11 protein-coding genes and 1 riboswitch are annotated in these 11608 nt (G+C 33.4%); of the genes, 10 read left to right on the forward strand and 1 reads right to left on the reverse strand.

The genetic code is table 11. The annotated features are described in order from the left end of the window. Window positions 1-76: 76 nt before the first annotated feature. Window positions 77-185: riboswitch (SAM riboswitch) on the forward strand. Window positions 186-285: 100 nt separating this feature from the next. The 4 genes from EXD82_RS02680 to EXD82_RS02695 all read left to right on the forward strand — a co-directional run bounded on the left by EXD82_RS02680 (window position 286) and on the right by EXD82_RS02695 (window position 3695). Beyond that, the gene (locus EXD82_RS02680) at window positions 286-1254 is read left to right on the forward strand and encodes a methionine ABC transporter ATP-binding protein (protein WP_142535369.1); all 969 of its coding nucleotides are present in this window, start codon (window positions 286-288) and stop codon (window positions 1252-1254) included. Beyond that, window positions 1244-1897 carry a methionine ABC transporter permease gene (locus tag EXD82_RS02685; protein ID WP_142535370.1) on the forward strand — a complete coding sequence of 218 codons (654 nt, stop codon included), beginning with the start codon at window positions 1244-1246 and terminating at the stop codon, window positions 1895-1897. Before EXD82_RS02680 ends, EXD82_RS02685 begins: the two co-directional genes overlap by 11 nt. A gap of 63 nt (window positions 1898-1960) precedes the next feature. Beyond that, window positions 1961-2761, forward strand: a complete 801-nt coding sequence (locus tag EXD82_RS02690) for a MetQ/NlpA family ABC transporter substrate-binding protein (RefSeq protein ID WP_142535371.1) — start codon at window positions 1961-1963, stop codon at window positions 2759-2761. Window positions 2762-3092: 331 nt separating this feature from the next. Beyond that, window positions 3093-3695 (forward strand): helix-turn-helix domain-containing protein, encoded by a 603-nt coding sequence (locus tag EXD82_RS02695; protein ID WP_334295907.1) that lies wholly within the window; start codon window positions 3093-3095, stop codon window positions 3693-3695. Window positions 3696-3750: 55 nt separating this feature from the next. Here the strand turns inward: EXD82_RS02695 and EXD82_RS02700 are convergent, their stop codons facing one another. Beyond that, entirely contained in the window at window positions 3751-4803 is a 1053-nt protein-coding gene (locus EXD82_RS02700) for a DUF1002 domain-containing protein (RefSeq protein ID WP_142535373.1), read from the reverse strand. A gap of 313 nt (window positions 4804-5116) precedes the next feature. On the opposite strand from EXD82_RS02700, the gene EXD82_RS02705 reads away from it, so the two are divergent. The 6 genes from EXD82_RS02705 to EXD82_RS10260 all read left to right on the forward strand — a co-directional run bounded on the left by EXD82_RS02705 (window position 5117) and on the right by EXD82_RS10260 (window position 11538). Then, window positions 5117-5596 carry a type I restriction enzyme HsdR N-terminal domain-containing protein gene (locus EXD82_RS02705; protein ID WP_142535374.1) on the forward strand — a complete coding sequence of 160 codons (480 nt, stop codon included), beginning with the start codon at window positions 5117-5119 and terminating at the stop codon, window positions 5594-5596. 32 nt (window positions 5597-5628) lie between these two features. Further along, on the forward strand, window positions 5629-6204 hold the full coding sequence (locus tag EXD82_RS02710; RefSeq protein WP_142535375.1) for a uracil-DNA glycosylase: 576 nt from the start codon (window positions 5629-5631) through the stop codon (window positions 6202-6204). A gap of 179 nt (window positions 6205-6383) precedes the next feature. Beyond that, window positions 6384-7748 (forward strand): cell wall-binding repeat-containing protein, encoded by a 1365-nt coding sequence (locus EXD82_RS02715; protein WP_142535376.1) that lies wholly within the window; start codon window positions 6384-6386, stop codon window positions 7746-7748. A gap of 69 nt (window positions 7749-7817) precedes the next feature. Beyond that, window positions 7818-9473: a cell wall-binding repeat-containing protein gene (locus tag EXD82_RS02720; RefSeq protein WP_174919133.1), complete on the forward strand. Its 1656-nt coding sequence runs from the start codon at window positions 7818-7820 to the stop codon at window positions 9471-9473. 47 nt (window positions 9474-9520) lie between these two features. After that, complete coding sequence (locus tag EXD82_RS02725) at window positions 9521-9739, forward strand: DUF1653 domain-containing protein (RefSeq protein ID WP_142535378.1); 219 nt, start codon at window positions 9521-9523, stop codon at window positions 9737-9739. A gap of 113 nt (window positions 9740-9852) precedes the next feature. Next, on the forward strand, window positions 9853-11538 hold the full coding sequence (locus EXD82_RS10260; protein ID WP_174919134.1) for a cell wall-binding repeat-containing protein: 1686 nt from the start codon (window positions 9853-9855) through the stop codon (window positions 11536-11538). Window positions 11539-11608 lie beyond the last annotated feature (70 nt).

The raw sequence follows: 11608 nt of genomic DNA on the forward strand, positions 1-11608 counted from the left end.
TCTGTTGACAAATGTCATAAAAAAATATATAGTAATATACATAGACAGAAAGAACTGAAAAATAAATATGAATAATCTCTTATCAAGAGCGGTGGAGGGACTGGCCCTATGAAACCCGGCAACCGGTATACTTTGTATACATCGGTGCTAAATCCTGCAACTTAGTATCAGTTGATAGATGAGTATAAACATAAAATGTCCGGGTTTATACTCGGGCATTATTTTTTTATCAGTTATAAGATTGAATATTGTGAATAAAGATTTTTTATGAAAGGGGAATATCAGATGATTTCTATAAATAACGTAAATAAGTATTACGGTGAAAAACAGGTTCTGAAAGATGTAAGCATAGATATCAGAGAAGGTGAAATCTTTGGTATTATAGGACACAGTGGAGCCGGAAAATCTACTATATTGAGATGTATGAATGGTTTAGAACCATATCAGGAAGGAAGTGTAAAAGTAGATGGAAAAGAAGTAAAAGAGCTTAATGAAAAGGAAATGAGGGAATTCAGAAAAAACCTTGGTATGATATTTCAGCATTTCTCACTTCTGGAAAGAAAAACTGTATTTGATAATGTGGCTCTTCCGATGGAATGTTTCGGATACTCAAAGGAGGAAATAAAGACAAGAGTTGAAGAACTTCTTGATCTTGTAGGTCTTAAAGATAGAAAAAATGACAAACCAAGAAATCTTTCAGGGGGACAAAAGCAGAGAGTTGCAATAGCAAGAGCACTTACACTTAATCCAAAAGTTCTTCTTTGTGATGAGGCAACATCGGCGCTTGATCCAAATACTACAAAATCTATACTATCTCTTATTGAAGATATAAATAAGAAGATGGGGATAACAGTTGTAGTTGTAACTCATCAGATGGAAGTAATAAAACAGATATGTGAAAGAATTGCAATCATGGAAAATGGAGAAGTTCTTGAAATAGGAGAAACAGAGGAAATATTCCTTAAAAATACAAAAGGACTTAGAAAACTTATAGGAGAGGAAAGTATAGTTCTTCCAGAGGGAACAAACATAAAAATACTTTTCCCTAAAGATATTTCAAATGATGCAATAATAACAACTATGGCAAGAGAACTTGACATAGATGTATCGATTGTATTTGGTAAACTTGAAAAATTCAGAGATGATGTACTTGGATCTCTTATAATAAATGTAACAGACGAGAGTGGAGATGCCGTAAGAAAATTCCTTGATTCAAAGGATATAAGATGGGAGGAAATGAGCAATGTCAATTAGTGATTATTTTAGCATACTGTTTGTAGATGCATTGGGAGAAACTCTTTATATGACTCTTGTACCTACAATAATAGCAACAATAATAGGATTTATAATGGCAGTAATACTTGTTGTGACAAAGCCAGGAGGATTAAAGCCAAATAAAACAGTAAACTCTATATTAGGATTTATAGTAAACATTCTTAGAAGTTTTCCATTTATAATACTTTTATTTGCTCTTATACCTTTTACAAGAATGCTTGTAGGAACAAGTATAGGTGAAACAGCAGCAATAGTACCGATAACAGTAGGTTCTGCACCTTTTATCGCAAGAGTAATAGAAAGTGCACTTGATGAGGTGGATCCAGGACTTATAGAAGCGGCAAAATCATTTGGAGCAACAAAGACACAGATAGTAATGAAGGTTATGGTTAAAGAGGCAATGCCTTCGATAGTATCAGGAATAACACTTTCACTTATATCTATACTTGGATATACAGCAATGGCTGGTGTTGTTGGTGCTGGTGGATTCGGTAAGGTTGCACTTATGTATGGATACCAGAGATTTGATAACAACGTAATGACATACACAGTACTTTGTCTTGCAGTACTTGTTCAGATAATGCAGTCATTAGGAGATTTATTATACAAAAAACTTAAATAACTAACATATTTATATATGTGCAATTATAAAAAATTACAACAATACACAGGAGGACTTATTATTATGAAATTCAAAAAATTATTATCAGTGGCAGTGGCATCTGTAATAGCACTATCAGTAGTGGGATGCGGTGGAAAATCAGGAGATGACAAAAAAATAGTAGTTGGAGCAACAGCAAATCCACATGCAGTTATACTAAATGAAGCTGTTAAACCTTTACTTGAAGAAAAGGGATATGAACTTGAAGTAACAGAATTCAGTGACTATGTACTTCCAAATACAGCACTTGATGAAGGATCTTTAGATGCAAACTATTTCCAGCATATACCATATCTTGAGGAAACAGTAAAAGAAAAAGGATATAAACTTACATATACAGCAAAAGTGCATATAGAGCCTATGGGAGCTTATTCAGATAAAATAAAATCACTTTCAGAACTTACTGATGGAGCAAAGGTAGCTATACCTAATGACCCTACAAATGGTGCAAGAGCACTAGAACTTCTTGCAAAAGAAGGGGTTATAGAGATAGCTGACAAGGAACTTGTTACAAAACTTGATATAACTTCAAATCCTAAAAATATAGAAATAGTTGAAATGAATGCAGAGCAGCTTCCAACAACATTACCGGATGTAGATTGTGCTGTAATAAATTCAAACTATGCTCTTGAAGCTGGATTAAATCCTACTAAGGATTCAATTGCTCTTGAGTCTTCAGACTCTCCATATGTAAACGTACTTGCTTGTAGAGAAGATAACAAAGATAGCGAAAAAATAAAAGTTTTATCAGAAGCAATGAACAGTGATGAAGTTAAAAAATTCATAGAAGAGAAATACAATGGAAGCATAATACCTGCTTTCTAATGAGAGATTATAAAGAAGAGGCCTGAAAAGGTCTCTTTTTTTATGTATAAAAATAAAATATTTGTGTAACAGAATTCACATATCAAATATGTGAAAAAAATAATTATCTACTGAAGTTATAAATGTAAAAACAGCCGGACTTTTCATTATAGAAATAAAAATATCATATAAATATCAAAAATTTACAAAAATATAGTAGGAAAAGGTTGTCATTATTAAATATAAAGGATACAATTAATATAGGGTATATTTATGGGGAGTAAATAAATTCATCATAATGGAGTGACAGTCCATAAAGCAATAGGATACAGTACAATATATATCATTAGAGGTGATAAAATTGAATAAGAACATAGGATCAAAAATAAAAAAACTTAGAACGCAGAAACAGATGACACTTAAGGATATGAGTGAAAAGACAAACCTTTCTATAGGATTTCTTTCTCAGCTGGAAAGAGGCCTGACAAGTGTTGCAACAGATTCTCTTGAGAAGATAGCAGATGTTCTTGAAGTTGATTTGACTTACTTTTTCATAAAGCCAAGAGAACAGAATAATGTAATTATAAGGGGATATGAAAAGGAAGTATTTGAAATAGTCAATGGAAAAGAAATAAACTATCATCTTTCATCAAACCTTAAAGATAAAGAGATGTTTCCTAGAATGGTAGATATACTTCCAGGAAATGAGGAATCTTCTCAATTTAATTACACAGGAGAAGAATTTATATATGTTATAGAAGGTATTCTCACTGTAAGTATTTCAGGATATGAAAAAGAACTTTATCCAGGAGATTCTATGCATTATTCATATAAAAATATAATATCAAAGGATGGGGAAGCTTCAAAAGTTGTAAATCAGGATCATAGCTTCTTCAATAGAACAAGTAAAATGGTAAGAGTGCTAGTAGTAAGTACACCTAATCCTTATAAATAAAAACAAATGGCAGTTGATAAATCAACTGCCATTTTTACTGCTTTATATGCATTAATTATAGTCCTGATATTAAATTTTCAAACCATGCTTTTATTTTATCAAATACTCCAGCATCTTTTGCTTTATTATATGCATCATTTACCTGAGTAAGAGCTTCATTAGCTGCATTTTCTATATCCTGCTGAGTAGCACTTATTACAGCGTCAGAACCTAAAGCAGATTCATCTGTCTGTGAAAGGATACCTGTATCAGAACCAAATAAACCTGAGAACCAGTGTTTTATTTTTTCAAATATTCCTACTGTATCAACAGATTCACCTGCAGCAGCAAGATTTTCGCTTACATTATACTGAACATTTTTAAGAGTATCTTTTATTGAATTATAATCATAATTCTGCTGTCCTATTTTCTGCATAAGAGATGTAAGAGCTTCAATCTGCTCAGGTGTAAGAGTTATATTATAGTTGTTTGTGACATTGTTTATTATATCAGCTATCTGAACAGTATCACTTGTCCCGTTTTTTATAACCTCATTTTTTACATCGTTTACAATCCCTGTCGCTTTGTCCTGACCAATTTCATCTCCAAGGTCTCCTGTTGTTACAAGCTCTTCATTTGCAAGTTCTTTTTTAGTTTCATCAAGACTTTCACCTGAAGCATCCTCAAAAGCCTTAATGACACCCGTAAGAGCTCCGGTACCACTTACTGCATAAGGTGCAGCAGCTATTACATTTGCATCAGTAAGACCTGCTGTAGTAAGCGTAGAAGCTATCATTGAGCCGGTAACCCATGTAAGATTGGCAGTTTTAACATTTATACCACCACTTGATGTAGGCTCAACATAAGCACATGATATTGTACGTCTACCAAGCTGTGCTTCAGATGCAACACCTTCAAGATACTGTCTTTCTTCAGCATTTGAAACGTCTATAAGCATAACCTCATCTTTTTTCACCCCAAAGTAATCAAGCATTGTCTGTTTCTGTTCGGCACTAAGATCGACACCAAGTGTCACAACCTTTGAGCCATCGGCAAGAGACATTGCAGCAGTACCTACAACCATCATACCTGCAAGGGCAATCGCGATAAATTTTTTTCCTAGTTTCATTTCTATTCCTCCTGGAAACTTTGTTTTGCAGGAATACTAATCCTGCATTTCATTTTTGTATACTAACTATACTCCATTTAAAGTAAAAAGTCGATTACAAAAGTGTAAACTGTAATAATTATATACTTCATAAATGAATAATAAAAGAAACAATTATGCATTAAATATGAAGAAAAAATACATATAAATAAATATGGATTTAAAATATCTTTCAGTTAGTATATAATTAATTATATCAGAGTTAGAAAAACTGTCAAAGTTTAGCTTTGATTGATAAAAATAAAAAGAGAAATATTTTTCAGGAGGAAATAAAATGTCAAAAGAATTAGTTCAGGACAGAGTAATAAAATATTTAACAGAAAATCTTTATGTTCCAATGGACATGATAGATACTAATGTACCACTTTCAGAGTTTGAGGAAGGAGCAGAAGGTACAATAGATGTACTTGTCAATGTGGAAGCAAAAGATGGATACTTTGTACCGGTAATGGTAATTCAGTGTATGGATGAAGACATACCTATGGAGGGAGAAATACTTGAAAAACAGATAGAAAAACTTGAGGAAATAGATAATTTAACTCTTTCAGGAAGAGTAGTTCTTACAAATGGTGACCAGATGATGTACGCAGACTGGAGAGGTGAAGAAAACGAGGAAAAAGATATTCCAGAGTACGATGTAATGGTAAAAGAATTTGAAGAAAGTGAAGCTTTTGCTGAAAAATTTGAAGAAGAACATGGACACTGTGATTGTGGACATGACCATGGTGATGGATGCGACTGCGGAAACCACTAATTTTTACAGCCTAAAGAAAGAGGTGTGTATTTATGCTTTCGTGGGATATATTGGAGTGTGCATGTAAAAGCTGTAATAGGTGTGGACTTTCAACGACAAGAAATAATGTTGTTGTTGGAAAAGGAAATAAAAAGGCGAAAATACTTCTTATAGGAGAGGGGCCAGGAGAAAAAGAAGACCTTTCAGGAATACCATTTGTAGGTCCTGCAGGACAGCTTCTTGATAAGATGCTTGAATGTATAGATTTATCGATGGATGATGTATATGTTGCCAATGTCGTAAAATGCAGACCCCCGGGAAATAGAGATCCACTTCCTGAAGAAAGGGAAAGGTGTATAGAATATCTGAGATATCAGTTTGCGCTTTTGAAACCGGATGTCATATTATGCCTTGGAAGAATTGCAGCACAGTCTATAATAAATCCAGAGTTCAGAATAACCAGAGAACACGGAAAATGGTTCAAGAAAAAGAATTGTTGGATGATAGCAACATACCATCCATCAGCATTGCTTAGAGATGTACAGAAGAAAAAAACTGCTTTTGAAGATCTGAAAATATTGAGAGAGAAACTTGATGAACTTGGAATAGCAGTCAAAGATATTAATTAGAGGATATTACATTTTGTGATATCCTCTTTTAATATAAAAATGATGTTGTATATTGTTTGATATAAAAATAATTTGTTCATACAATACTCACAAAAACTTCATACATATGCTATAATTGAATTAAAATATAATATATTATAAATAATTTACTATAAAAATTTATTGCAGGAGGTAGAATCATGAAAAAGATTAGTTCATGTTTGTTAGCGAGTATACTAGTAGCTTCATCTGCCGGAGTTTTAAATGCAGATGTAACAGAAAAAATAATTGGTGAAGACCGCTTTGATACTGCAGCAAAAATAGCTGATAGACTGGGTAATTACAATACAGCAGTACTTGTAAATGGATATTCAACAGCTGACGGACTTTCAGCATCATCATTTGCAGAATATAAAAATGCACCGATACTACTTACAAAAGTGAATTCCGTACCGGATACGACAATGAAAAGATTGGAAAAAGCTGATACTGTCTATATAATAGGCGGAACAGCAGTTGTATCAGATGGTATAGAAACAGAATTAAAAAATATGGGTAAAACTGTTACACGTATTTCAGGAACAAATAGAACTCAAACATCTATTGCAATAGCAAATGAAATTGGAAGTTATGATAAAGCTTTTATAGTAAATGGATTTAAAGGAGATGCCGATGCTATGTCAGTAGCACCGGTAGCAGCAAGAGACAAATCTCCTATAATTGTAACTGATGGTAAAACAGCACCTATAAAAAAGGAAAATGGAATAAAATATTATAGTATAGGTGGGAGTGCGGTAATAAACAATAATTTAAATGAGTATTATACTGCAGAGAGAATATCAGGAAACAATAGATATGAAACAAACAAAAAAATACTGGATAAATTCTATAAAGACAGTAAAACTCTATACTGTACAAATGGGGCAACACTTGTAGATTCACTTGCTGCATCAACTCTTGCAAGTGAAAATGGTATAGCTCTTGTATCAAAAAATTCAGATAGATTCTTTATGGAGGGTAAAAATCTTATACAGGTTGGCGGATTAAATTTCTCATTAGACGAAGATCCTTCGGACAGTAACGCAATGAATACTGAGGCCTATCAGACTGAGTTTAGAAAAGAGTTTTACAAACTACTTAATCAGCATAGAGCTGATAATGGATTGTATCCTCTTGAGCCTTCAGCAGAACTTGAAGAACTTGCCTATCTAAAGTCAAAACATATGGCAAAACTGGGATACTTCTCACATTATTATGATGATTCAACTACAGAATATTACAAAGATAGATGGGATGAATCAAATAACTATGGAAAAGAAATGTATATATGGGATATTCACCCGGATGTATATCCAGATGGACTATTCGGAGAAAATATATTCATGATGTGGGGCAAAAAACCGGCGACTGCAAAAGATATGGCCAAGATAGCTTTTGAGGAATGGAAATCATCTCCAGGACACAATGCAAACATGCTTAGAGATGGATTTGATAAAACAGGGCTTGCAGTATATGAGTTAGACGGAAAAATATATACAACATCTAATTTTAATCTAATACATTAATTAAAAGTATGACACAAGGTATTTTATAAATCTATCATGATTTATAAAATACCACAAGGAGGTAAGGTTATGAAAAAATTAAATTCTTGTTTAATGTCAACAGTTATGGTAGCTAGTTCTTTAGGAGTTGTATGTGCAGACTCAACTAAAATAGTTGGTGAAGACCGTTTTGATACTGCCGCTAAAATAGCAGACCAGTTAGGTTCTTATGACACAGCAGTACTTGTAAATGGTTATTCAACATCTGATGGTCTTTCAGCTTCATCTTTTGCTGAATATAAAAAGGCTCCTATACTTTTAACTAAGGAGAACAAAATACCAGATACAACAATGAAAAGACTTCAGAAAGTTAAAAAGGTTTATATAATAGGTGGTACAGCGGTTGTATCATCTGGAATACAGAAACAGTTAGAAAATATGGGTAAATCTGTAATACGTTTACAGGGTAAAAATAGAATGAGTACATCATTAGAAGTTGCAAATGCTATAGGTTCTTATGATAAAGCGTTTATAGTTAATGGATTTACAGGCGATGCTGATGCTATGTCAGTAGCTCCAGTAGCCGCTAGGGATAAAGCACCTATAATAGTAACTAATGGTAAAACTGCACCTTCACTTAGAAAGTCTGGTGTTGATTATTATGCTATAGGTGGAACATCAGCTATAAGTGATGACCTAGCCCACTATTATCGTGCGACTAGGGTAGCAGGTGCAAATAGATATGAAACAAATGAAAAGGTTCTAGATAAGTTTTATTCTAATGCCAATAAAGTTTATTATGCAAATGGTAAAACTTTAGTAGACGCTTTAGCAGTATCAACACTTGCTAGTGATTATGGTGTTGCTTTAGTTTCTAAAGGTTCTGATAAATCATATTTAGAAGGAAAAGATTTAGTTCAGGTTGGTGGTATGGATTTTACAGTTAACCCTAGCCCAAGTGAAGATACAGATAGACCTGGAATAGATAGTCCTGATGATGACAAATTTGGAAATGGTATGATACCTGATAAAAGACCTTTAACTATAACAGTTGGTAAACAGACAGTTACAGTTAAACAGGGTGCAGAAGTTAAGGTTTCTGATTTTCAGATAACTGCTAAGAACTTCTTAGGAGAACAGGTTTCAGCTAGTTCAATGAGTTTTGAGAATTTCCCTGGTACTAATACTCCGGGAACATATAAAGTAAAAGTTAAGATATGGGATAAATCACGTAACTGCTATGATTATACTGAAGTTACTTTAAAGGTTGAATCAGTTATAACTGAGAAGACTTATGATGTTTATTCTATGGAATTTCAGAATATAGTTAGAGAAGAGTTTTATAAATATTTAGATGCTCATAGAAAAGCTAATGGTGTTCCCGCGGCTGAACATAGATGGGAAGTTGAAGAGAGTACACTTTTAAAATCTAAGTATATGATGGAAAAAGGTGAAATAAGCCATGATTTTGTACAAGCTCCTCATTTTATGGGTGGTGCGGAAGCAGTGGCTTCTAGACAGCTTTATAATCCATTAACAGAAGATGCAGGCAAAGAGTTAGGTAAAGCTCTATTTGAGCAGTGGAAGAAATCACCTGCACATAATGATATATTGTTAAGTGACTATACTAATTACTGGGGAACTAAGCATACTATAGATGGTTTTAGTTTCTGGGTGAATCCTGATGGTAACTCTTATAGGGTATATGCGACATACCAAATTGCACAGAGTGATACAATAAAATAATTTCAATGGGGTGAGAAATCACCCCTTTTCTATAAAGGAGATTTAGTATGAGAGATTTATATTGTATGGAAATTTATAAACATTTTAAAGGTGGATATTATTATGTCTTAGGAGTGAGTACACCAACTTCTGATAATTCTCTTCGAGAGTTATTTAATCCAACAAATGATTGTTTATTTGTTGCAACGCATACTGAGAAATCTGGTGTACCAGTTTATCAGGATAGTGAAGGGGATTTTATGCATTCCTTAGCTTATGAAAATTAATCTCTTATTCCATACTCCGGGTAAATACTGATTAGATATATTCAAAAGTTTAACATTAAGTAGAATTTATAATAAAAATATTTACTATAAAACAATAATATAGGAGGGGTATTATGTTACTAAGAAAAAGATTAAGTGCTCTTGTACTATGTGCCGTTCTTGTAGGATCATCAATAACAGGTATCGGAGCAGCAACCAAAGATTCAATAATTGGAGCAAACAGATATGAAACTGCAGCAAAGATTGCTGACAGAATGGGAAGTTATAGTACAGCTATACTTGTCAATTCAGACAAATCACTTGCGGATGGGCTTTCAGCATCTTCTCTTGCAGGAAAAGAAAACGCTCCCATACTTCTTGTCAAAAAGGATTCCATTCCAAAAGAGACATTATCAAGACTTGGCAGTGTAGACAAAGTATATATAATAGGTGGTACTTCTGCAATTTCAGAAAAGGTTGAGTCTCAGCTAGCAGGAAAAACAATAGAAAGAATTGAAGGAAAGGACAGAGTAGATACATCAAAGAAAGTTGCACAGCTTGTAGGAAACTACAATGAGGCATTCATAGTTAATGGATTCAAAGGTGAGGCTGACGCGATGTCTGTTGCATCTGTGGCTGCAAGAGACAAGGCTCCTATACTATTTACAAAAGGAAGTTCATCAGAACGTGAAAAGAAATCAAGTGTAAAATACTATGCGATTGGTGGAACATCTGTAATATCAGACTCTGTGGCAGGCAAATATTCTGCAGAAAGACTGTCTGGTTCAAATAGATATAATACAAATAGGGCTGTAATCAAAAAATTCTATGCCAACTCATCAAAGCTTTATTATGCAAAGGGAGATCCTCTTGTGGATGCGCTTACAGTATCAGCACTGGCACAGGACAGTGGAGTTGTTTTGGTTTCTAAGACTTCAGATAACACTATTCTAAAGGATAAAAATATAGTGCAGGTTGGAGGAATGAATTTTGACCCTCTAAGTACTAATACAGCGCCGGTTATAACTTCAGATACTGACAAGCTTGAATTTAATCTGGGTGATTATGTAGATTTATCAAAATTCAATGTCAAAGCCTATGATAAGGAAGATGGAGATTTAACAGATGAGATAATGGTCGATAAACTTGTTGATTTCAGTGAAGCAGGAACATATGTATTGAATTTAAGTGTTACTGACTCTGATGGTTTGGTTGGTAAGAAGACCATAACTATAGTTATAAAAATCGCTGATCAGGACACAGAGGACAAACCTAACACAGGAGATACAGATTATACAACTATTTACAATTTATCTAAAACAATGAATAAAAAAGATTTTCAGATGGCTATGATAGAAGAATTTGAATCTCTTTTGAATGAGCATAGAATAGATAAGGGTGTTAAACCTATAAAAGTAGATGTAGAATTAGCTAATCTGTCTTATTTAAAATCTAAACATATGTCTGATTTAAATTACTATGTGCATACATATAATGATTTAGAGACAAAACTTTATCCTGAAGAGTGGACAGAATCAAATAAATACGGTGCGAGCATACATATATTTGATATATATTCAAATCAGTTTGAGTTTTGTGTAGCATATGGGGAAAATATAGCGGCTTCTTATACAATAGCTGGTAACAATACTCCTGAAGATTGTGCACGTTATTACCTTAATAAATGGAAAAATTCAGATATTCATAATGAGCTACTATTAAGTGATGATACAGATGTTTTTGGATTTGGAGTTTACGCTAGTGATATGAATGCTAAATATGCAACTTATGCTGCATTCCACACAGGAAAATTAAAATAAATAAATTTAAAGGTGCTGTCGTAAAACGTTATAAAAAACGTTAATGCGACAGCACCTTATTTTTGCATAA

This window comes from Peptacetobacter hominis, from assembly GCF_006861675.1.
In the GTDB taxonomy this organism is placed as follows: Bacteria; Bacillota; Clostridia; order Peptostreptococcales; family Peptostreptococcaceae; genus Peptacetobacter; species Peptacetobacter hominis.

Excerpts from the sequence above, each read along its gene's own strand:
- EXD82_RS02680 (WP_142535369.1), top strand. The coding sequence starts at position 286 with ATGATTTCTATAAATAACGTAAATAAGTATTACGGTGAAAAACAGGTT.
- EXD82_RS02685 (WP_142535370.1), top strand. The coding sequence starts at position 1,244 with ATGTCAATTAGTGATTATTTTAGCATACTGTTTGTAGATGCATTGGGA.
- EXD82_RS02690 (WP_142535371.1), top strand. The coding sequence starts at position 1,961 with ATGAAATTCAAAAAATTATTATCAGTGGCAGTGGCATCTGTAATAGCA.
- EXD82_RS02700 (WP_142535373.1), bottom strand. The coding sequence starts at position 4,803 with ATGAAACTAGGAAAAAAATTTATCGCGATTGCCCTTGCAGGTATGATG.
- EXD82_RS02705 (WP_142535374.1), top strand. The coding sequence starts at position 5,117 with ATGTCAAAAGAATTAGTTCAGGACAGAGTAATAAAATATTTAACAGAA.
- EXD82_RS02710 (WP_142535375.1), top strand. The coding sequence starts at position 5,629 with ATGCTTTCGTGGGATATATTGGAGTGTGCATGTAAAAGCTGTAATAGG.
- EXD82_RS02715 (WP_142535376.1), top strand. The coding sequence starts at position 6,384 with ATGAAAAAGATTAGTTCATGTTTGTTAGCGAGTATACTAGTAGCTTCA.
- EXD82_RS02720 (WP_174919133.1), top strand. The coding sequence starts at position 7,818 with ATGAAAAAATTAAATTCTTGTTTAATGTCAACAGTTATGGTAGCTAGT.
- EXD82_RS02725 (WP_142535378.1), top strand. The coding sequence starts at position 9,521 with ATGAGAGATTTATATTGTATGGAAATTTATAAACATTTTAAAGGTGGA.
- EXD82_RS10260 (WP_174919134.1), top strand. The coding sequence starts at position 9,853 with ATGTTACTAAGAAAAAGATTAAGTGCTCTTGTACTATGTGCCGTTCTT.